This window comes from Bacillus sp. FSL K6-0993, from assembly GCF_037977205.1.
GTDB lineage: Bacteria > Bacillota > Bacilli > Bacillales > Bacillaceae > Bacillus > Bacillus subtilis.
On the sequence record NZ_CP150275.1, the window covers coordinates 4,016,573 to 4,037,688 of the forward strand.

18 protein-coding genes, 4 tRNA genes and 2 pseudogenes are annotated in these 21,116 nt (G+C 45.0%); 5 read left to right on the forward strand and 19 right to left on the reverse strand.

Annotated elements, in window-relative coordinates:
* The first annotated feature begins 81 nt into the window (after positions 1-81).
* Positions 82-1,467: an arginine utilization regulatory protein RocR gene (gene rocR / locus MHH79_RS20795; RefSeq protein WP_122895666.1), complete on the forward strand. Its 1,386-nt coding sequence runs from the start codon at positions 82-84 to the stop codon at positions 1,465-1,467.
* On the opposite strand, the pseudogene MHH79_RS20800 reads toward rocR, so the two are convergent.
* From MHH79_RS20800 to dnaB, 15 genes and pseudogenes are all read right to left on the reverse strand, one after another.
* Positions 1,449-1,811 (reverse strand): annotated as a pseudogene (locus MHH79_RS20800) (ATP-binding protein); the annotation flags it as partial. The gene rocR and the pseudogene MHH79_RS20800 overlap by 19 nt on opposite strands.
* A 122-nt stretch (positions 1,812-1,933) precedes the next feature.
* Positions 1,934-2,059 (reverse strand): annotated as a pseudogene (locus MHH79_RS20805) (hypothetical protein).
* 19 nt (positions 2,060-2,078) lie between these two features.
* Positions 2,079-3,281, reverse strand: a complete 1,203-nt coding sequence (gene htrC / locus MHH79_RS20810) for a serine protease HtrC (protein ID WP_021481077.1) — start codon at positions 3,279-3,281, stop codon at positions 2,079-2,081.
* Between the two features lie 81 nt (positions 3,282-3,362).
* Positions 3,363-4,157 (reverse strand): MBL fold metallo-hydrolase, encoded by a 795-nt coding sequence (locus MHH79_RS20815; protein WP_015483958.1) that lies wholly within the window; start codon positions 4,155-4,157, stop codon positions 3,363-3,365.
* A gap of 21 nt (positions 4,158-4,178) precedes the next feature.
* Positions 4,179-5,021 (reverse strand): WalRK two-component regulatory system regulator WalI, encoded by an 843-nt coding sequence (walI, locus tag MHH79_RS20820; RefSeq protein ID WP_003244037.1) that lies wholly within the window; start codon positions 5,019-5,021, stop codon positions 4,179-4,181.
* A complete protein-coding gene (gene walH / locus MHH79_RS20825; RefSeq protein ID WP_041518280.1) occupies positions 5,008-6,375 on the reverse strand; it encodes a WalRK two-component regulatory system regulator WalH in 1,368 nt (455 codons plus the stop codon). The genes walI and walH overlap by 14 nt, the downstream gene beginning before the upstream one ends.
* Positions 6,365-8,200, reverse strand: coding sequence for a cell wall metabolism sensor histidine kinase WalK (gene walK / locus MHH79_RS20830; protein WP_340034886.1), 1,836 nt, complete (start codon positions 8,198-8,200; stop codon positions 6,365-6,367). The genes walH and walK overlap by 11 nt, the downstream gene beginning before the upstream one ends.
* A gap of 7 nt (positions 8,201-8,207) precedes the next feature.
* Positions 8,208-8,915: a cell wall metabolism DNA-binding response regulator WalR gene (gene walR, locus MHH79_RS20835; protein ID WP_003244363.1), complete on the reverse strand. Its 708-nt coding sequence runs from the start codon at positions 8,913-8,915 to the stop codon at positions 8,208-8,210.
* Between the two features lie 383 nt (positions 8,916-9,298).
* Positions 9,299-9,371 (reverse strand) — tRNA-Phe (locus MHH79_RS20840).
* Positions 9,372-9,406: 35 nt separating this feature from the next.
* Positions 9,407-9,483, reverse strand: a tRNA-Asp gene (locus tag MHH79_RS20845).
* A gap of 81 nt (positions 9,484-9,564) precedes the next feature.
* Positions 9,565-9,636: transfer RNA gene (locus tag MHH79_RS20850), tRNA-Glu, on the reverse strand.
* A gap of 9 nt (positions 9,637-9,645) precedes the next feature.
* A tRNA-Lys gene (locus tag MHH79_RS20855) sits at positions 9,646-9,721 on the reverse strand.
* 224 nt (positions 9,722-9,945) lie between these two features.
* The gene (purA, locus tag MHH79_RS20860; RefSeq protein ID WP_003226929.1) at positions 9,946-11,238 is read right to left on the reverse strand and encodes an adenylosuccinate synthase; all 1,293 of its coding nucleotides are present in this window, start codon (positions 11,236-11,238) and stop codon (positions 9,946-9,948) included.
* Positions 11,239-11,443: 205 nt separating this feature from the next.
* On the reverse strand, positions 11,444-11,863 hold the full coding sequence (locus MHH79_RS20865; protein WP_015483960.1) for a VOC family protein: 420 nt from the start codon (positions 11,861-11,863) through the stop codon (positions 11,444-11,446).
* A gap of 119 nt (positions 11,864-11,982) precedes the next feature.
* Positions 11,983-13,347, reverse strand: coding sequence for a replicative DNA helicase (gene dnaB, locus MHH79_RS20870; protein WP_003226923.1), 1,365 nt, complete (start codon positions 13,345-13,347; stop codon positions 11,983-11,985).
* A gap of 169 nt (positions 13,348-13,516) precedes the next feature.
* Here dnaB and MHH79_RS20875 point away from each other — a divergent pair, with 169 nt between their 5' ends.
* Positions 13,517-13,717: a DUF2188 domain-containing protein gene (locus MHH79_RS20875; protein WP_003226922.1), complete on the forward strand. Its 201-nt coding sequence runs from the start codon at positions 13,517-13,519 to the stop codon at positions 13,715-13,717.
* Positions 13,718-13,764: 47 nt separating this feature from the next.
* Here MHH79_RS20875 and MHH79_RS20880 read toward each other — a convergent pair whose 3' ends face one another.
* On the reverse strand, positions 13,765-13,968 hold the full coding sequence (locus tag MHH79_RS20880) for a hypothetical protein (protein ID WP_047183492.1): 204 nt from the start codon (positions 13,966-13,968) through the stop codon (positions 13,765-13,767).
* 120 nt (positions 13,969-14,088) lie between these two features.
* Between MHH79_RS20880 and MHH79_RS20885 the strand changes: the two genes are divergently transcribed.
* The 3 genes from MHH79_RS20885 to MHH79_RS20895 all read left to right on the forward strand — a co-directional run bounded on the left by MHH79_RS20885 (position 14,089) and on the right by MHH79_RS20895 (position 17,673).
* On the forward strand, positions 14,089-14,229 hold the full coding sequence (locus MHH79_RS20885; protein WP_003242786.1) for a YycC family protein: 141 nt from the start codon (positions 14,089-14,091) through the stop codon (positions 14,227-14,229).
* Between the two features lie 72 nt (positions 14,230-14,301).
* Positions 14,302-15,510 carry a CynX/NimT family MFS transporter gene (locus MHH79_RS20890; protein WP_340034887.1) on the forward strand — a complete coding sequence of 403 codons (1,209 nt, stop codon included), beginning with the start codon at positions 14,302-14,304 and terminating at the stop codon, positions 15,508-15,510.
* A 105-nt stretch (positions 15,511-15,615) separates the two neighbouring features.
* Positions 15,616-17,673 carry a glycosyltransferase family 39 protein gene (locus tag MHH79_RS20895; protein WP_340034888.1) on the forward strand — a complete coding sequence of 686 codons (2,058 nt, stop codon included), beginning with the start codon at positions 15,616-15,618 and terminating at the stop codon, positions 17,671-17,673.
* A gap of 37 nt (positions 17,674-17,710) precedes the next feature.
* On the opposite strand, the gene rplI is transcribed toward MHH79_RS20895, so the two are convergent.
* Genes rplI through MHH79_RS20910 form a run of 3 tightly spaced genes read right to left on the reverse strand, consistent with a single transcriptional unit; the run spans position 17,711 to position 21,102 of the window.
* On the reverse strand, positions 17,711-18,160 hold the full coding sequence (gene rplI / locus MHH79_RS20900) for a 50S ribosomal protein L9 (protein ID WP_003226915.1): 450 nt from the start codon (positions 18,158-18,160) through the stop codon (positions 17,711-17,713).
* Positions 18,157-20,136, reverse strand: coding sequence for a cyclic-di-AMP phosphodiesterase GdpP (gdpP, locus tag MHH79_RS20905; protein ID WP_309529947.1), 1,980 nt, complete (start codon positions 20,134-20,136; stop codon positions 18,157-18,159). The genes rplI and gdpP overlap by 4 nt, the downstream gene beginning before the upstream one ends.
* 36 nt (positions 20,137-20,172) lie before the next feature.
* Positions 20,173-21,102 (reverse strand): YybS family protein, encoded by a 930-nt coding sequence (locus tag MHH79_RS20910; protein ID WP_309529946.1) that lies wholly within the window; start codon positions 21,100-21,102, stop codon positions 20,173-20,175.
* Between the last annotated feature and the right edge of the window lie 14 nt (positions 21,103-21,116).

Sequence of the window (21,116 nt, forward strand, 5' to 3'; positions counted from 1 at the left end):
GCAAAATTCTTTTGCATATCCTCTCCATTTTTTTATAAAATAGAAGCAATATTAAGAAAATAATTGAGGGAGGTTCATACAGTGGTCAAAGACAGCGAATTCCTCACATTGGTTTTTCAGAGTATTTTAGATGAAATCGATGTTGGCCTGCACGTGGTAGACGAGCATGGAAACACAATCGTTTATAACAATAAAATGATGCAGATTGAAGATATGGAGAAGCATGACGTCTTGAATAAAAACCTGATGGATGTGTTTATGTTTTCAAAGCAGCAGGACAGCACACTGGTACAGGCTCTTCAGGAAGGCAAGACGATTAAAAACGTCAAACAGAGCTATTTCAATAATAAAGGCCAGGAAATTACGACGATCAATCATACATATCCCATCGTCCAGGACGGCAAAATCAGGGGCGCCGTTGAAATTGCCAAGGATGTGACAAAGCTTGAACGGCTGATCAGGGAGAATATGAACAAAAAAGGCAGCACAACCTATACGTTTGACAGTATTCTCGGCACCAGTCCGGCCATTCAAGACGTCATCGAAAACGCCAAGCGGGCAACCCGTACGTCATCATCTGTCCTTCTCGCAGGCGAAACCGGCACGGGAAAAGAACTGTTCGCGCAAAGTATCCATAATGGAAGCGATCGTTCTGGAGGCCCGTTTATTTCGCAAAACTGTGCGGCACTGCCAGACAGCCTTGTGGAAAGCATTTTGTTTGGGACGAAAAAAGGCGCGTTTACCGGCGCTGTCGACCAGCCCGGCCTGTTTGAACAAGCTCACGGCGGGACGCTGCTGTTAGATGAAATCAACTCGCTGAATCTCAGCCTTCAGGCGAAGCTGTTGCGCGCCCTTCAAGAACGGAAAATCAGGCGCATCGGTTCGACAAAGGATACACCGATTGACGTCCGTATTATTGCCACGATGAATGAAGATCCAATTGATGCAATTGCCGGCGAACGAATGCGGAAGGACTTGTATTACAGACTGAGTGTCGTGACGCTGATCATCCCGCCGCTTCGGGAACGAAAAGAAGACATTTTGCTTCTCGCGTCGGAGTTCATCCAGAAAAACAACCATCTGTTCCAAATGAATGTTGAACACATCAGCGAAGACGTGAAGCAATTTTTCCTTTCTTATGACTGGCCGGGAAATATTCGCGAGCTTGAGCATATGATCGAAGGCGCAATGAATTTCATGACGGACGAGCAAACGATTACGGCCTCCCATCTGCCCTATCAATACCGCATGAAAATCAAGCCGGCTGACATCCCAGAGCCGGAAACACCAAGACACCAGCCGGCCGCGGACTTAAAAGAAAAAATGGAGAGCTTCGAAAAATATGTGATAGAGAACGTGTTAAGAAAACACGGCCATAACATCTCGAAAGCTGCTCAGGAGCTTGGCATCAGCAGACAAAGCCTCCAATATCGGCTGAAGAAATTTTCTCACTCGTCTAACGAATAATCCGGGGCAGGAAGCCTGATCAGGAAAACAGTATCTCTGCCGATTTCACTTTTCACTTCAATCGTCCCATTGTGGCTGTCGATAATCGATTTCGTTATGGCAAGGCCTAATCCCGAACCTCCATATTTCCGGGAGCGGGATGGGTCTGCCCTGTAAAATCGGTCAAATAAATGCGGCAAATGCTCCGGTGCGATCCCTGTGCCGTTGTCCGCTATCATCAGCATCACGCCGTCACTGCCTCTTTGCAGACAGATGGTGATGGCACTGGTTTTCTCATTTGTATACTGCACTGCGGTATAAACCAAATTCAGAATGACCTGTTTCATCTTATCCTGGTCAAACACTACATCTCTTCTTTTGCATTGAAAAAAGAAAATGGCACCTATGTGTACATCATCACCATCACAGCCAGCAACCACACGGTACAAACCATTAAAGTCCATGCAGAGAACGGAAGTATTTGCAGCTAACTGCTGTTTGCTGTTTCACGTGTAACATCCATCTTGTATTTTTCTTCATATTCGATATATCCTTTTCAACTGAACGGGCGTGACCCTCGTTCAGTTTTTTGCATATCAAAACAGCCTGGCAACGATGCCAGACTGCTTTTATTAACTGCCTAATTGGTCTGCGGAGGACAGCTTGATGTCTACAGATTTTTCTTTTCCGCCGCGGTAAAACTTCACCTTCACCCGGTCACCGACTTTTTTCTGATAAAGCCGTTTTCGCAGGTCAACAATATCATTTACTTTGTATCCGTCAAATTCCGTGATGACATCCAGTTCCTTCAGCCCCGCTTTTCCGGCAGGTGAAAAGGCGTCTACACCCATCACAACCGCTCCATTGGTAACATTCTTAGGAAGCTTTAATGTTTCATCCCAATGATAGCTTGCGATGTCGCTTAGCGATTTCATCTCAATCCCAAGGAACGGGCGTTTGACCTTTCCGTATCTCTCTAAATCCTCTATCACAGGGATCACGAGCTTAGATGGAATCGACAGGCCAATCCCTTCAACCGCCGACTCGGCAATTTTCATTGAATTGATGCCAATGACCTTCCCATCCATATTTAACAAAGCACCGCCGCTGTTCCCAGGATTAATGGCCGCATCTGTTTGCAGGACTTCTGCGTTCCAGTCAGGCTGTCCATCACCGTTTGAATCCACTGGGATCGCCCTCTCCGTACCTGAGATGACGCCTTGTGTGACAGAGCCAGCAAACTCAAGGCCTAACGGGTTCCCGATCGCAATAACCGGCTCCCCAGACTTCACTTTATCTGAATTTCCGAAATCGGCGACTGCTTTAATCTTATCGCTTTTCACCCGTAAAACGGCAAGGTCCATCAGCTGGTCGCTGCCGACAAGATCAGCTGATACACGTGAGCCGTCTTTCAAGCTGATTTCAATTTGGGAAGCGCCTTCGATGACATGATGGTTGGTCACGACATAAGCGGAATGGTCATTTTTCTTATAGATGACGCCAGAGCCGCTCCCAGCCTCGCCGCTCTCTCCCCAAATATCTGATTTTTGGATGTTCACAACACCGACAACGGCGGGCGACACATTGCTGACAATCTTGGTGACGGCATTGTTGACACTGACATTCACCGTCCTGATTGATTCCCGGCCGTTGTTGTTTTGCTGCTGATCTAAGGCGCCTGTATCTAGCCCTTCATTTGAAAGGTACGGCATGATAAACGCCATTAATACGGCACCGACAATCACGCCAATCAGACTCGAAAGAAAATATCCTTTTTTGCTTCTCTTTGGCTGTTCAGGAGTAGTATGTTCTTCCTCACGTTCGTAATCCACCATATTCCATCCTTTCCAAGAACGTTAATATGGTTATATTGTGGGTTAGAAACTCCTAGAATAGTCATGATTTACATAGAAAAATTATACAGCGCAAAGCGGAGTGGCCTTCTTCGGATCGGTGTCATACAAGTCAAATGTCTCGCCCGTCACAAATCCTTTAGAAGCCAATGTCTGCTGCACGGACATTCTTGCCAGCTCCTTCATGTTATTGTCCTGGCTCAAATGCGCCAGGTAAATACGAGACGTCTCATCGCCAATGACATCCGTCATCGCCAAGGCAGCATCTTCATTTGAAACGTGCCCGACGTCACTTAAAATCCGCCGCTTAATGCTCCATGGGTATCTTCCCATTTGCAGCATACCGACATCGTGATTGCTTTCAAACACAAACACATTCGCTGAACGGATAATGCCTTTCATCCGGTCGCTGACATATCCCGTATCTGTCATTAACGCGAGCTTTCGGCCGTTATAATGGAATACATAAAACATCGGTTCCGCCGCATCGTGGGAAACGCCAAACGATTCAACATCAAGTCCGCCGAACGACTTCACCGTCTCCATCGGAAATACAAACTTTTGATCGGTGTCAATTTTGCCGATTTGATTCTCCATCGCTTTCCAAGTCTTCTCATTCGCATAGATCGGAAGCTTGTACTTTCTGGCGACGACACCAAGGCCCTTAATATGGTCACTATGCTCATGCGTCACAAAAATGCCGTCTACATCATCCAGCTTACGCCCGATCTGCGCCATCAGCCCATCCATGGCTTTTCCGCTCAAACCGGCGTCCACTAAAAATGCGTGATTCTCTGTTTCGAGGTAAAACGCATTTCCCGTACTCCCGCTCGCAAGTACGCTAAATTGCAAGCTCATGTTTGTCTCACTCCATTATTTTCATTGATCTGTATCTAAAATCGTACTCTCCAAAGCATTCACAGTAAAATACTCTTGTACTGTCTTTTTCTCACCGTTCACTTTTTTCTCGTACTCGACCGTAATTCTCCATACCGGCGCCAGCACCTGCGTACTTGTCAGCGGATATTGTGCTACATAGCCGAATTTACAGCTCTTCACAGTGCTGTATTCTTTCAATTGATTTTGATAGTACAATAGCTCAACCGCATCCATTTCAGTAATTAAGCTTTCTTTCTGGATTTGCTTGAAGGTCTCAAGCGTAGTCTGGTCGTATGACACAACCTCGTTTTTACCGTTTAAGTGCAGCACCACTTGCCCGATCATATTAGAAGGATTGTCGGTCTTTTGGTAAATATAATGACCTTCGTACGTTTGGAAGAAAATAATTTCTTTCTTCGATTTATCAACCTTCCAAAGCTTATATTTTTCGCCATCTTGAATTTTCGAAGAAACAAGTGCCTGAGCATCGTCCTCGATATCCTTCTTTGATAGGGCGATTGGATTTGCAAACTTCATTTTCAGGCTCGTTACTTTATGATCATCACTAGGCATGTCCATCAAAGGCTTTTGATCCTTCAGCGCCTCAATTTCCTCCTTGGAGAAAGATTTTTGATTTGCCGTGATCCGATAGCCTTCTGTCGCTTCCTTATTCAAGCCTTCATACGTGATATGATCGGCCTTCATGTCATGCTCGACATCATTTTTAATGACTTCATATTCTTTTCCGGTAGCCTGCCATTTTTGAAAAAACTGATAGCCTAAGAAAATATCTAAAATGAGGAAGGCAACGATGAAGATTGATTTTGTCTTATTCCACTCCACTGCTAGCCCCCTCCTTCCTCAATAAATCCTTTGTAATCGGCACAATTTTTCCATTTACTTTCATCGCCCAAACCGGTTCCAGTTCAACGAGAGGATCATCGTTGGTTGATGTTGATACCAATTGATAAGCAAGGAAGATCTGATCAATTTTGTCCGTATCATAAGCGGTTTGTTTCGAAAGCAGCATCCTCACTTCGCTGCCGCTCATGAGCTCTGTTTCACTTGTTTTAATCGGATTCGTTCCGAGACTGTAATTCGGCCGCTTATAGCTGAGAATATCATCATTCGCCCATTGCATCGTAATCGCCGATGTCGCTCCGAAAGGTTTGGCGGTGCTGTTAATGACCGGGATCTGATCCATAAAGATATAGAAGCTCAGCTGCTGGCTGTCATTGATATTGAAAAATTGATAGTGATCCGTCCAGCTTCCGGTATCCTCAAGGTATTTTTGGCTCTTTTTGATTAATTCACCTGTTTGATAGGATGTGCTCTGCACCAAATTGCGCTGCTGAAATTGCACCTGTCGCTGGCTTAGATTCACATCTAAACGGCTGATCCCATCTGTCAGCACATTTCTGTTGTTGTAATTCGAATCTTCTCTTACAATGCTCGGATCACTAAACAAAGCCTGCTTAAAGGTATTTGTTTTAATCGATTCTGTGACAAATTCTTTTTTGTCCATCGTAAGCGGTTTGTTCGGCAGCAAGAACTCTTTCTTTGAGCCAATAGAGAACAAACTGAACGCCGGCATATTTGATTGCCTGTTTTTCAAGTCGTTCATAATGTTCCGGTAGTTTGCCGATTCAACCGTCACTTCAAGAATGAGCTGTTTGCTGTAAGACACCAAATAGATTTTCTTGTTCGCTTTTGTTTCATTGAACGGGATCAGAATATGATCAAACGAACTGTATTCAAACGACTGATTAGACCATTTAAACAGCGTTTGGAAAATATCAATCGGAATCGTATCGCTGAATTGCAAGTCAAGCTTGGCTTCAGAACCGCCTATTCCATAAAACCAGCTTTTGAATCCAGCCTTGTCATACTGATCCGAAATATCTTTAATTCCTTTCACATCCCAATGCGGCAAGTCAGACCAAATTTCTTCATAGAGGGCATTGTCATCCACCTTGTAATGAGCGCCGTCATCATGGATAAACATGTCCCTCGGCCTTACCGTTTCAGACAGCTTTTGGGTGGTTTTTTCGATTTTATGTTTCACACGAACAGTAGACTCTGTTGAGGATGAGCCTTCAGAAAAGTTTGGCTGGAACGTCCATATCCCCCATGTAAAAACAAGACTGATGACGACGAGTACCGTAAGTAATATCGTTTTTATATTTTCACGCTTCATCCCAATCATCCTCTTGTTCCTCTTTATATGGAAGAGTAAATGTAATCGTCGTGCCTTTTCCTTCTATGCTGTCCGCCCAAATATCTCCGCCGTGCGCCTGTACCATTTCCTTGGCAATCGCCAATCCCAGACCGGTGCCGCCAAGCTTTCTCGTTCTCGCTTTATCCACCCTATAGAAGCGGTCAAAGACTTTTTCGACATCTTTTTTCGGAATGCCGATCCCTTCATCCTTCACGCTGATATAGAGAAGTTCTTCTTCTTCATTGACATCAATCGAGAACGTGACATGTCCGCCTTCTGGTGAATATTTTAAAGCGTTAGAAATAATATTATCGAGCACCTGCGTTATTTTATCCTGGTCAATCTCGACGTACAGATCTCTGTCCGGCAGATTGCGGATAAACTCCACATGCTGCTCTTTTGTCATTTCAAAACGGTCAATAATAAGCGACATAAACCGGACAATCTGAATCCATTCCCGGTTAAATTGATAATCTTTACTGTCAAATTTCGACAGTTGAAGCAGATCATTGACAAGCCGGATCATACGCTCTGTTTCATTTTGCGTCACCATTAAGAAGCGCGGAGCAATGTCTTTATTTTCCCACGCGCCTTCAGCTAACGCTTCTAAATAGCTGCGCATTGTCGTAAGCGGCGTCCGCAGCTCATGTGATACATTCGCAACGAATTCTCTGCGTTCCTGATCCATTTTCTCTTGTTCGGTTACATCGTAAATGACAGCGATTAAACCATCAATTTTGACGTGTTCCCTTTGAATCACAGAGAAATTCACGCGAAGCACCGTTAATTCATCATCGCGCTCAATTTCAAGCAGCATAGAATCCTGCTGCTCCACTAAATCTTCAAAAGTATAATTCTCTTGAAGCCCCAGCAAACTCGTAATCGGCATTTCCAAGGCTGTTTCACGTGAAACGTTCAACAGCTCCAGCGCTGGGCTGTTTAAGAGAATAATCGCTCCGTTTCGGTTTGTAGCGATTACGCCGTCTGTCATATAGGCAATGACAGAGGCTAGCTTTCTGCGTTCTCCTTCAGTCATCGCCTGGGCATCTTCAAGCTCTCTCGTTAAGTGGTTAAACGTTGTGGCCAGCTGCCCAATTTCATCATGCCCGTACTTTTTAACCTTCCTCGAGAAATTCCCTTTCGCAAGCTCCATCGCCTGCTTTCGCATATCTGAAAGCGGATGGGTAATGGTTCTTGCCAGAAAAATACCGAGAAGAGCCGTCAAAACAAGTGCCAAACCTGTACCGGACGCCAGTATCGTGTTGATCGTCTTCATTTGATTAAAGACATCTTCCATACTCGCGACAACATAGATCGCGCCGACAACCTCTTGGTTTTCAGTCATAACGGGCTTCGCGGAAATAAGAACTCTGATTTTGCTTTTCGGGTCATAATATTTTCTTAAATACGACTGTTTGGTAGAAAAAATTCTTTTGAAAATCAGATCGGTCGTTTGTTTCCCAGCCACTTCCTCACCATACGGCTTTGAAGAACCGACCACTTCATAGCTTTTATCTACAAAGCTAATTTCCCGAACCTCATCACTTTTCGTGAAGTCATTCAAAATACGGCTGACGTCATCCTTTATAACTGTGCTGTCGTTATCGCTCTTATATTCTTGTTCGATATAATAAGAAAGGTTGTCGATTCGCTGATTCAGCGATTGTTCATAAGAGCTGATCAGCGACTTCTCTACCTGATTGACAAAATACACACCAATGATTTGCATGGCAATGATAATCAAAAGCACATAAATCAAGGTAATCTTAAATTGGATCGACCGAAAAAAACCAACCTTATTCATATGGGCATTAGTCCTGTTCTGGGTTTCTCAAGTAATAACCTACACCGCGGCGTGTGACGATCCAATTTGGATGGCTCGGGTTGTCCTCGATTTTTTCGCGAAGCCGGCGGACTGTTACGTCAACCGTTCTGACATCGCCGAAGTAATCATAGCCCCAAACGGTTTGAAGCAAATGTTCACGGGTCATCACTTGTCCGATATGTTTTGCTAAATAATGAAGCAATTCGAACTCACGATGAGTCAATTCGATTGTTTCGTCTCGTTTTGATACAACGTACGCGTCAGGGAAGATGACGAGAGAGCCGATATGAATCTCGTTAGAGGAAGGCTCTTCCTCCGCAGGCGCTGTTGTCAGCTGGCGGCGCAGGTTCGCTTTTACACGCGCCAAGAGCTCGCGTGTGCTGAATGGTTTTGTGACATAGTCATCAGCACCGATTTCAAGCCCGATAACCTTGTCAATTTCTGAATCCTTAGCCGTCAGCATAATGATTGGCATATCGTATTTCTTTCTGACTTCGCGGCATACTTCAACGCCGTCTTTATTCGGGAGCATAATATCTAAAAGAATTAAATCAGGCTGAAGCTCTTCTACCATTTCAACGGCTTCGTTTCCGTCGTGGGCACAGTGCACTTCATAGCCTTCTTTTCTTAAGTTAAATTCCAATATATCTGCAATCGGTTTTTCATCATCTACTACAAGGATCTTTTTATCCATCATTTTGATTTTCCTCCTGCCGAATGACTTCATTTCATCTATATAACATTCGTTTCATCACTTATGGCCCATGTAAAGAATGGGTCCTTGTCTATTATAACGGTTTAAGGTCAAAAGATAAAAAAAATAAAGGTTTAGAAAAAAAACACAAGTTTCACCTTTATCGCCAGTTGTTTATCTATTGTCATGCTGGTCAACTTTTTTTAAAAAAGATAACTTTATTGAAACCTCCCCTCACCGGAGTGCGTCTTTATCAATGACGTCTTCTTCTTTGAACCGGCCGCAGGGCCGGTTCTCCCTTTTTCTTCTATTATAACACTCCTCATGTTTGCCTTTTTCCTAAAAGAAAAAACGCACCTACGATTGCAGATGCGTTTGGTAAGTGGCTCGGGACGGAATCGAACCGCCGACACACGGATTTTCAGTCCGTTGCTCTACCAACTGAGCTACCGAGCCAAATGTTTTATTTTTCTCTACTAAGTAAAGTAAAATGGCGGTCCGGACGGGACTCGAACCCGCGACCTCCTGCGTGACAGGCAGGCATTCTAACCAACTGAACTACCGGACCTTACAGTAATTGCCCGGAGAGCTGTCGTGTCAGCCCTCACAGACAAATAAGGAATTTAGCAATAACGCTAAAGTAAATCAATGACCCGTACGGGATTCGAACCCGTGTTACCGCCGTGAAAGGGCGGTGTCTTAACCGCTTGACCAACGGGCCTTCACGAAATGGTGAGCCATGAAGGACTCGAACCTTCGACCCTCTGATTAAAAGTCAGATGCTCTACCAACTGAGCTAATGGCTCTTAAAGATGTCGGAATTTCTATAGAGCAAACGACTTAGATCTAGTTCTCATCTTGTACTCTATTGAAGCAGTTTCCGTAACAACGAGATTTATAATATCACGAACAAATAGAAGTGGCAATAACTTTTTTGGTTTTTTTTCATATTTTTTTCTCAGACCAACTTATATGCGGCTTTCAAACAAAAAACAAGCCCCTGATATAGGGGCTTGCAGACATATTCTATTTAGTTCGCGCGGTACACACTGCGAAGGACATTTGTTTGTGAGCGGTCTGGACCGACAGAGAAAATAGAAAGCGGAATGCCTGTCAGCTGAGACACACGCTCAAGATAATGGCGCGCATTTTCCGGAAGCTCGCTCAAGCTCTTCGCACCTGTAATATCCTCAGTCCAGCCTGGCATTTCTTCATAAACCGGCTCACATTCAGCAAGTGCTTTAAGACTTGCTGGGAATTCTTCAATAATTTCGCCTTTGTAGCGGTACGCCACACAGATTTTCAACGTTTCAATTCCTGTTAGGACGTCAATAGAGTTCAGAGAAAGATCTGTAATTCCGCTCACACGGCGGGCGTGGCGGACAACAACGCTGTCAAACCAGCCGACACGGCGCGGGCGGCCTGTTGTTGTTCCATATTCGCGTCCGACTTCACGGATTTGATCGCCGATTTCATCCTTCAGCTCAGTCGGGAAAGGACCGTCGCCGACACGAGTCGTATATGCTTTTGATACACCGACAACGTGCTTGATTTTGGTCGGGCCGACACCAGAACCGATCGTGACACCGCCGGCAACCGGGTTAGATGACGTAACAAACGGGTATGTTCCTTGGTCGATATCGAGCATAACCCCTTGTGCGCCTTCAAATAATACACGGCGCCCTTCATCAAGAGCATCGTTTAAGACAACAGATGTATCGCAAACATATTTTTTAATCTGCTGGCCGTACTCATAATATTCGTCTAAGATATCCTCAAGTTTAAACCCTTCTGTCTCGTACATTTTCTCAAGAAGACGGTTTTTTTCTTCAAGATTGCGCTCAAGCTTTTCCGCAAACGCGTCACGGTCTAACAGATCCGCGATGCGAATTCCGATGCGGGCTGCTTTATCCATGTAAGCAGGGCCGATTCCTTTTTTCGTTGTGCCGATCTTATTAGCCCCTTTACGCTCTTCTTCCACTTCATCCAATTTCAAATGATACGGCAGAATGACGTGAGCTCTGTTGCTGATTCTCAGGTTATCTGTACTCACGTTGCGCTCATGAAGATACGCAAGCTCTGTGACTAATGCTTTCGGATCTACAACCATTCCGTTTCCGATTACACACGTTTTATCCTTATAGAAAATTCCAGACGGGATTAAGTGAAGCTTATATGTGATTCCGTCAAACTTGATTGTATGCCCTGCGTTATTTCCGCCTTGATAACGGGCGATCACTTCTGCATTTTCTGATAGGAAATCTGTAATTTTACCTTTCCCTTCATCGCCCCATTGCGTACCTACTACAACTACTGAAGACATGTCCGTGCACCTCCGTTAACCTTTCAAAACGATTCTATTCAAACAAATCAAGTTTATCAGTGAAGAAACAGAAAGTCAATTGTAAATCCGAACATTAAATTATTGTAAATCTATATTCGTTCGCTTCCATTCGTTTTATAAGCGTTTTCTCACTGTTTTGTCATAAAAAGCTTGTGAAACTTTCATCCTTTAGCATAAGAAAGAATCACTTGCCTGATATCCCTTTTGAATTCATAAAAACGACCCGCCAGCCGTCCGGGTCCTCTATCGTCACGCCCCCATTGCTCCAGTACGGGTTCTCTGATTCGACCTCTTGATAGCCCATGTGTTTTAGCTTTGAAGTGATCGCTGCCAGTTCATCTGCATTCGGCACATAAAAAACAAGAAGGCTGTCGGGATGGGGAACGGGGGCAGTGCTTCCCCCTTCATACTGGGTGAATTCCAAATGATAATCGGCATGAGGAAGGCCGAACATGACACCGTCATACCCGTTGTGCTGTGAAAATTCTCCTATTCGTTTCAAACACAGTCCCTCTTCGTAAAAACGAATAATCTCATCAAGCTGGCCCGTAGGACGCGCAATTCGGATTTGTGCTGCGTGAAAAGACGAAAAACGTTCTCCCATATTGTTACCATCTCCTTTTTGCACCATTTTATTAAAACGCTTTCAATTTTTCATCCGCTGAGCGAACGGTATTTCTTCCATCTTTCGAATGAAAAAACCCCAAGAGCTGCTCTTGGGGCTTATGCGCCGGGCGGAACGCCTGCGTCATCAAAACGCCGTTCCAGGTTGACGAATTTGTTGTATTCTTTTACGAACGCGAGAGACACGGTTCCTACCGGGCCGTTACGCTGTTTGGCGATAATAATTTCGATAATATTTTTATTCTCAGTTTCTTTGTCATAGTAGTCATCACGATAAAGGAACGCGACAATATCCGCGTCCTGCTCGATACTTCCTGATTCCCGGATATCAGACATCATCGGACGTTTATCCTGACGCTGCTCAACACCCCTGGAAAGCTGAGAAAGCGCGATAACAGGGACTTGCAGCTCCCTGGCAATCGATTTCAGTTCACGGGAAATTTCAGATACTTCCTGCTGACGGTTGTCCTTTGAACGACCGCTTCCCTGAATCAATTGCAGGTAATCGATCAAAATCATGCCCAGTCCGCTTTCCTGCTTCAAGCGGCGGCACTTGGCACGGATTTCACTCACCCGAATACCCGGTGTATCATCGATGTAAATCCCGCTGTTCGACAGGCTTCCCATTGCCATCGTCAGCTTGCCCCAATCCTCTTCGGTCAGGTTACCTGTACGGAGATTCTGGGCATTGATATTTCCCTCGGCACAGAGCATACGCATAACGAGCTGCTCTGCACCCATCTCAAGACTGAAAATCGCTACGCTCTCATCGGTCTTTGTCGCCACGTTTTGTGCGATGTTCAGGGCAAAGGCTGTTTTCCCTACTGACGGACGGGCAGCCACAATGATCAAGTCGTTGCGCTGGAAACCCGCAGTCATCCGGTCAAGCTCCGTAAACCCTGTTGGAATTCCCGTGATATCACCTTTTCGATTGTGAAGCTGTTCGATATTATCATAGGTCTGGACAAGGACGTCCTTAATATTTTGGAAGGCACTCGTGTTTTTGCGCTGTGCCACTTCCATAATCGTTTTTTCCGCTTCACTGAGTAAATCCTCGACCTCATCCTCACGGGTATACCCGTCTTGAGCAATCGTTGTCGCAGTTCTGATTAATCGGCGAAGAATCGATTTTTCCTCAACGATCTTCGCGTAATATTCTATGTTAGCCGCTGTCGGCACCGAGTTTGCGATATCTGTCAAATATGAGATGCCGCCTACTTCTTCCAGCAGGTCTGTGTTCGCAAGCTCTGATGTTACCGTCACCAGATCAACCGGTTCACCTCGGTCACCGAGCACCAGCATCGCATTATAGATTTTTTGGTGGGACATTCTATAGAAATCATCTGGAATCAATACTTCTGAAGCCAGTGTTAAAGCAGACGGCTGTAAAAAAATAGCGCCTAACACGGCTTGTTCGGCTTCTATATTTTGCGGAGGAAGCCGGTCATTCAGAAGGTCTGTCATGCTAAGCACCGTCCTCTCATTAAAAAATCTCCAACCTCCATTCTACCATTTCTACAGAAAAAAAATAGAAAAATTGTCTGTTTCCTGTTTTTTTCAGTTAGCAGATTGGATCGTTTCGGACAGTAAAAAGGCGGGAAAAATGCAATAAAACATGAGGGAGGAATGAAAGATGATAAAGAAATATGCGATTACACCTAATGTTGATGCGGACGGCTGGTTTATTGAGGTGGAGAATGTAGCGCCGACAGCTTTGTATACGTCTAAAGACGCCGCTATTGAAAAGGCCAAACAGGTGGCTAAGGAAAACAGTCCGTCTAAGCTTGTAATTTATGACCAGTTTAAAAATGTGGAAGAAGAACACTCATTTTAATGAATGAAAGCCTTCGCTGCAGCGAGGGTTTTTTAGCGGTTATCAGTTTATTTCATCCATTGGATGCCTATGTGCATCATCAAATCTGCCGCTTTTTGATACAGATCCCACTCCCCGATCGAAGCAAATTTCCCCATCAGCTCCTGAAGCTTTAGCCTCACTGCTATATATTCTTCGAAAGTGAAAGCTTTTTCAGTGTCTATTTGGTGTTCCTTCAGCATTTGTTTTAATAAGGATAACGGTGCGTGCATAAGAACCCTCCTTACCTCTTTTATAACGGCCATTTTCCGATTGCTCTATTCCTTTGTGACATCTTCTTACATTTCACATCTGATTCTTGTACAATGGACAGAAGAGAGGAGGGATCTTTTGTGAGACCTTTGCAAATTTCTGCTGAAACTGCACAAAAGCTTGCAGAGTCCTTGAATCTGCCGCTTGAACAGATCATGCATATGCCTCAGCATATTCTGCTTGCCAAAATGGCTGAACTGCAAAAAGAGGACAAATCATAGCTTTCATTCACATACTTGCTTACCTGTTTCGGGATAATATCATGTATATGTTAGAAAAGAGGAGTAACTGCTTTGCCATATCCACATAATAAAAAAATCCAATCATTTTGGCTGATCGCCGGCATTATCTTTATCGCCTTTAACTTACGGCCCGCGATCACTTCAGTCGGTCCGGTCATCAGCTCTATCCGGGCAGAGCTGCACATGTCCAATGGTGCAGCCGGTTTTTTGACCGCACTGCCGCTGCTTTCGTTTGCAGTTCTTTCTCCGCTTGCACCTAAGCTTGGACAGCGCCTCGGAAATGAGCGAACTTTATGGCTAGGTCTCGTGATACTGCTTATCGGTGTTTTGACTCGTTCTACCGGCTATACTGCCGCTTTGTTTTTCGGAACGGCACTTATCGGCGTCGGGATTGCGATTGGAAACGTACTTTTGCCAAGCTTAATCAAACATAAATACCCTGAAAAGCCAGGGATCATGATCAGCCTGTATACGACATCAATGAATATATTCGCAGCTTTAGCATCGGGTGTCAGCGTTCCTTTAGCGACCCAGATGAATGGCGGATGGAAACAAGCCTTTCTCTTATGGGGCGGGCTGGCTTTGCTTGCATTGTTGATCTGGATACCTCAGCTGCGCCATCGAGATACGGCAAACCAGACAATGAAGCTGCAATCCAGTTCCATTTGGGCTTCCAAAATGGCATGGTATGTCACCATCTTTATGGGCCTGCAATCGTTTTTATTTTACAGCAGCATCGCTTGGTTTCCTGAAATTCTTCGTTCACACGGAATTGATACGGCAACAGCCGGATGGATGGTATCACTCATGCAATTTGCGAGTCTGCCTTCCACTTTTCTGACACCAGTTTTAGCTGACCGTGTGAAACAGCAGCGCGGTATCGTTGCGGTGCTGGCCTCAGTTTATCTGATCGGCCTCTGCGGATTATTAGTGGGCGGAAGCCATACATTGCTTGCCATCTGGATGATCATTATCGGTATCGGGCAAGGCTCCAGCATTAGTCTGGCGCTCACTTTGATTGGTCTCCGCAGTGAAAATGCCCAACAGGCCGCTGCGCTGTCAGGCATGTCTCAGTCATTCGGCTACCTGCTGGCAGCAGTCGGGCCAATCTTTGTCGGCTATCTCTTTGACCAGACGCATTCTTGGACGATGCCGATTGTGCTTCTCATTGCTGCCCTGATCGTAATGGGAGCAGCCGGACAGGGAGCCGGACGAGATCGATACATTTTTCAGTCAGAAAAACAAAGAAATTCAGCATAAAAGCGGGGAAAATATCTCCGCTTTTTTCTTTGAATATTTATGGTTTATTCATAAGTTTTTCATATTTGTTTTTTACAATTAGACACCATAAAGAGGTGAAAAACGATGAAAACCAAACGATTCGACGCAGCCCTTATTCTTATTTTGCTGGGAGCAGCTTTTTTGAATACGTATCACATTTGGCAGGAGGACACAGCGAACCAGTACTATTTGGCGGCTGTAAAAAGCATGACGCAAAGCTTCCATAATTTCTTTTATGCGTCATTTGACCCTTCTGGATTTGTGACAGTAGATAAGCCTCCTGTCGTGTTATGGATTCAAACGATTTTCGCACTGATTTTCGGTGTTCACACGTGGAGTGTCATCATTCCCCAGGCTCTTGCCGGAGTTGGGTCTGTATTCCTTCTCTACAGAATGATTAAGCCGACTTTTGGAATTGGAGCGGCCCGCATTGCCGCACTTGTCATGGCACTGACCCCTATCGCAGTAGCTGTCAGCCGGACAAACAATATCGACAGCATGCTTGTTTTTACCTTATTGCTCGGTTCAGCTTGCCTGTTTCGGGCAGTAAAACAAAGCAAGCTGGTTTGGCTGCTGATGGCATTTGCCCTAATTGGGCTCGCCTTTAATATGAAGATGATGCAAGCGTTTATGGTATTGCCTGCATTTGTGTTATTCTACCTAGTTGCATCTCGGGTTTCTCTAAAGAAAAAAATCGGGCCCCTGCTTCTGTCTCTTGTCCTTCTGACAGGCCTTTCACTCTCATGGGCGATTGCAGTGGATTCAGCCTCTTCCTCAAGCCGGCCTTATGTAGGAAGCAGCCAGACTAACTCAGTGCTAGAACTGGCCTTTGGCTACAACGGCACAGAGCGTCTGCTTGGGCAAACTACGGGCCTGGCAAAGGGTGATATGAATGCTGCTGGCGGAGGGAACATGCAGAATCAAGACAACATGCAAGCGCCAAATGGCAACGGTTCATCTTTTTCTCAGAACGGAAATCAATCATTCGGAAACCATTCACAGGCGCCTCAGCCGCCTAACGGACAAACCGGCGCTCTCAATGGAGGCGGAGGCACACCTCCCACAGGTGGCAACGGACCTGGAAATGGAGGGCCTGGCGGTGGAGGCGGAAAAAGCGTGAATATGTTCGGCACCGGTGATCCTGGACCGCTTCGTCTTTTCCAATCAGCACTTTCCGGCCAAATCAGCTGGATGCTTCCATTCTCATTGATCGGATTACTGGGCGCAATCGTCAGCTGGTACCGTGATCGCCGCGGACATGCTGCTGAAATGAAAGAAACGCTATTCTGGGCGGCTTGGTTTGTTCCCGTGGCTGGTTTCTTCAGCATCGCAGGATTCTTCCACCAGTATTATTTGATTATGCTGGCACCGCCGATTGCCGTCCTTTCTGGTATCGGATGGTATACGATGCACCGCTTATACAAAAATAATAAAGACTGGTCCAGCTATCTTCTGCCGGCAGCCGTTCTGATCACAGCCGCGTTCCAGGTGTATATTCTGAGTGCTTATACAAGCCAAATTGGCAGTGTATGGATGTATGTCCTAGGACTCGTAGGACTGGGCATCTCCCTTGCACTTCTGATGCTTAAACGCAGCCATCCGTTCAGTAAGCTGCTGACCATCATCAGCTTGTGCGTTCTGCTTCTCACACCTGTTTACTGGTCAGCAACGCCGCTTCTATACGGTGGCAACAGCGTCCTTCCTGAATCCGGCCCGCAGCTCAAAGGCTCAGCAAACGGCGGGAACATGTTCTCTTCAGAGGTCGACAGCGGGCTCCTGTCCTATCTGAGAAAACACAATACCGGCGAAGAATATTTATTTGCTACTTTGACAACTGTAACAGCTGCGCCATACATCATTTACGAAAATGAATCTGTTATGGCAATGGGCGGATTTAACGGCACGGATCCCATTCTGACTGTGTCGGAACTGAAAAAACTGATCAAAGAAGGCAAAGTGAAATACTTCCTTCTGTCCGAAAACAACTCAGGCAACAGCGAACTTGTTTCCTGGATTAAGAAAAACGGAAAAGAAATAACATCTGACGAGTACAGCGGTTCCTCTAGCAGCACAAACAGCGTGCAGGGAATGCGAAGAGGACCTGGCAGAGAAAGCCAGCAAACTCTTTATCTCGTGGAATAAAAAAAAGAGGCTTGGATGAATCCAAGCCTCTTTTCTATTAAGCTTCTTCTTTTACATGTACCTTTAACACAGCCTGCACTTCAGGATGCAGCTTCACAGGCACGTTTGTATATCCTAATGCACGAATGCCGTCCGGCAGTTCAAGCTTCCGCTTATCTACTTTAATGTTATGGTCTTTTTGGAGCTGTTCAGTAATTTGCTTGCTTGTCACTGAACCAAATAAACGGCCGCCCTCACCTGATTTTGCGCTAAGCTCAACAGTCAGTTTTTCTAATGTCTCTTTCAAGCTCTTAGCCTGCTCAAGCTCGGCAATGGCTTCTTTTTTCTCTTTCTGCTTTTGTCCGTTTAGCGCGCTGATGTTTGACGCGTTCGCTTCAACCGCGAGGCCTTTTTTAATTAGAAAGTTATGCGCATAACCGTCTGCTACGTTTTTGACTTCGCCTTTTTTTCCTTTTCCTTTTACATCTTGTAAGAAAATAACCTTCATCTCTGTACGCCTCCCTCAAAATACTCATCTATGGCGTGCTTCAGCCGTTCCAGCGCTTCAGAAACTGAAATGCCGGACAACTGAGTCGCCGCATTTGTTAAATGCCCTCCGCCTTCCAGGGCCTCCATGATGATCTGAACATTTACCTCGCCAAGCGACCGCGCACTGATACAAACCGTTTGTTCATCCCGTCTCGCCACCGCAAAGGAAGCCTCAACCTCACTCATCGACAGCAGCGAATCGGCAGCCTGCGCAATCAGCACTTGATCGAAGTATTCCTCTTCATTTTCAGGAAGAGAAGCAATCGCAATGTTATCTTTATAGAGGACCGTATGCTGGATCAGCTTCGCCCGTTTAATATAGGAATCAACGGTTTCTTTCAGGAACTTCTGCACCAGCACCGTGTCGGCGCCTTTTGCCCTTAAATAAGAAGCCGCATCAAAAGTCCGCGAGCCCGTGCGGAGAGAAAAGCTCTTTGTATCCACTATTATACCAGCTAATAGGGCTGTTGCTTCAATCATATTGATTTTTAAGCGCTTCGGCTGATATTCAAGCAGCTCTGTCACCAATTCCGCTGTGGAAGAAGCGTATGGTTCCATATAAACGAGCAACGGATCTCTGATAAACTCCTCACCTCTGCGGTGATGGTCGATGACCACGATATGTTCAATTTTATTGACCAGCCGTTCCTCCATGACGAGTGACGGCTTATGTGTATCAACGATCACAAGCAGTGTGTCATCATTGGAAATTTCCATTGCTTCTTCAGGCGTAATAAATCTTGACCACAGTTCTTCATACTTTTTGATTTCCCCAATCAAACGCTGCACACTTGAACCGATTTGATTTGGGTCAATCACGATAAAACCATCTTTGTTATTTGCCTGAGCCACCTTTAAAATTCCGATCGCTGCACCGATAGAATCCATGTCGGGGAATTTATGCCCCATGATAATCACATTGCTGCTTTCGGTGACGATTTCCTTTAAGGCGTGAGAAATCACGCGGGCCCGCACCCTTGTTCGTTTCTCCATTGGGTTTGTTTTACCGCCGTAAAACTTCACCTTGCCGTTTGGCAGCTTAATGGCTACCTGGTCTCCGCCGCGTCCCAGTGCTAAGTCCAAGCTGGATTGCGCCAAATCGCCAAGTTCTTTCAGGGAAGAGACTGAAGCCCCGACACCGACGCTTAACGTCAGCGCTACACCGTCAAATGAGGTTTTTTCCCGCACTTCATCAAGAATCGAAAACTTCGAATTTTCGAGTTCAGTTAAGATGTGTTCATTAAGTACAGCGATAAAGCGTTCTGAAGACGTCCTTTTCAAGAAGATCCCGTACTCCTGCGCCCAAGCGTTCAGCAAAGATGTCACCTGGCTGTTCATCGTGCTTCTCGTCTGGTCATCCAATCCTTGTGTCACATCATCATAGTTATCAAGGAAAATATATGCCAGGACGGTTCTTTCGTTTTCATATAGCTTTTCAATCTGAATTTGTTCTGTTACATCAAAGAAATATAAGAGACGCTCATCCCGTTTGATGACAACCCTAAACTTGCGGTCATTCAATGTAACCGTTTCCGATTCCACCTCTTGTTTGATAAGCGGCACTACCGATTCACAAGTATCGTAAAGTGATCTCCCCACTAAAGTGCTTTCATTAAAGCAAGAGGAAAGAAACGGATTTGCCCATTCTATATAATATTGGTCATTAAAAAGCATGATTCCAATCGGCATTTCCATCAATGCCTCTTCACCGACTTTTTTCAACCTGTAGGACAACGTAGAAATATAAGCATCAATCTCTTGTCGAATAAGAGAATCAGCACGCTTAATAAAAAACAAAATAACTGCCAGCAGCAGCACTTCAACGGTTCCTAATATCCAGTTAAAATAAAAGCTGATGAGGATTGTAGTAATTGACAGAGCAATCAATGCATAGATGGGATACCGAAACAGCGGTTTTTCATAAAAGCTTGGCATTTCTATCACTCCCCACCATGTGAGTAAAACTCATGTTCACTTCACCTTATTCCTTATATGAAAGCCCATATCTAAAACGCCTAAAATGCGAATGGCTGCCATGAAGACCGGATGCACAAACCCAAGTATGACAGCAATCACAGCCGCAGCCTTTGGATATTGTTTCTTATGGCAATAGAAAAAGATAAATGATAAACCTTGGATGAAAATCAGAATCCCGAGTATAAACTCCCCATTTAAAGCGATAGAGTACAGCATTTGGCCTTTTTCTAAAGGCAAAAATGAAAGCATGACAATAATCAAATACAGTACTACAACACTTTGCGGAAACTTCAACTCTCTAAAAGGCTTTAGATTAGGAATATCGGGGGAGAATCGCCTTAAGAGCGGCTTAGCGATAAGGTAACTGAGGAAAGAAAAAATAACTCCTACCATCACAATAGCTGTTGGAAAAAGATATTGAACGATACCCAATTGTTCTTCCATCAGTTTTAATTGCTTTTCAAACTGTTCAGCATTGCCCGACTGCTTCGTTACAGTTTCTACAATATCAAGAGATTGCCGGTATTGTGTCATCGCCTCATCAATGATATTGATACCCAAAAACTGAATGCTTATCACAAAATAGAAGACAATACTAAGCATATAAATAAGAGCGCCCGAAATAATGGCGTGCCCGGGCTCTTTCCTTTTGAAAAAATGTCCCATGGCAATGCCGGCGCAAGCTGACATAAAAGCTACAATAAGCCCGTTAAAGGACCCGACAATAAAAACAACCGGAAGACTGACAGCGCCCATCCATATCCCTAGCTTCAATCCATGTCTGATCGTATACAAGATCATTGGCAGCGGCAGTGCAAATAACAGAATTGTTCCAATCACAGGAACATAAACGACCAGAAGCGTGATGATCGCAAACAGACTGATTAAAATAGCACCTTCCATTAAAGCTCTCGTTTGTTTCACTTAGTCACCTCGTA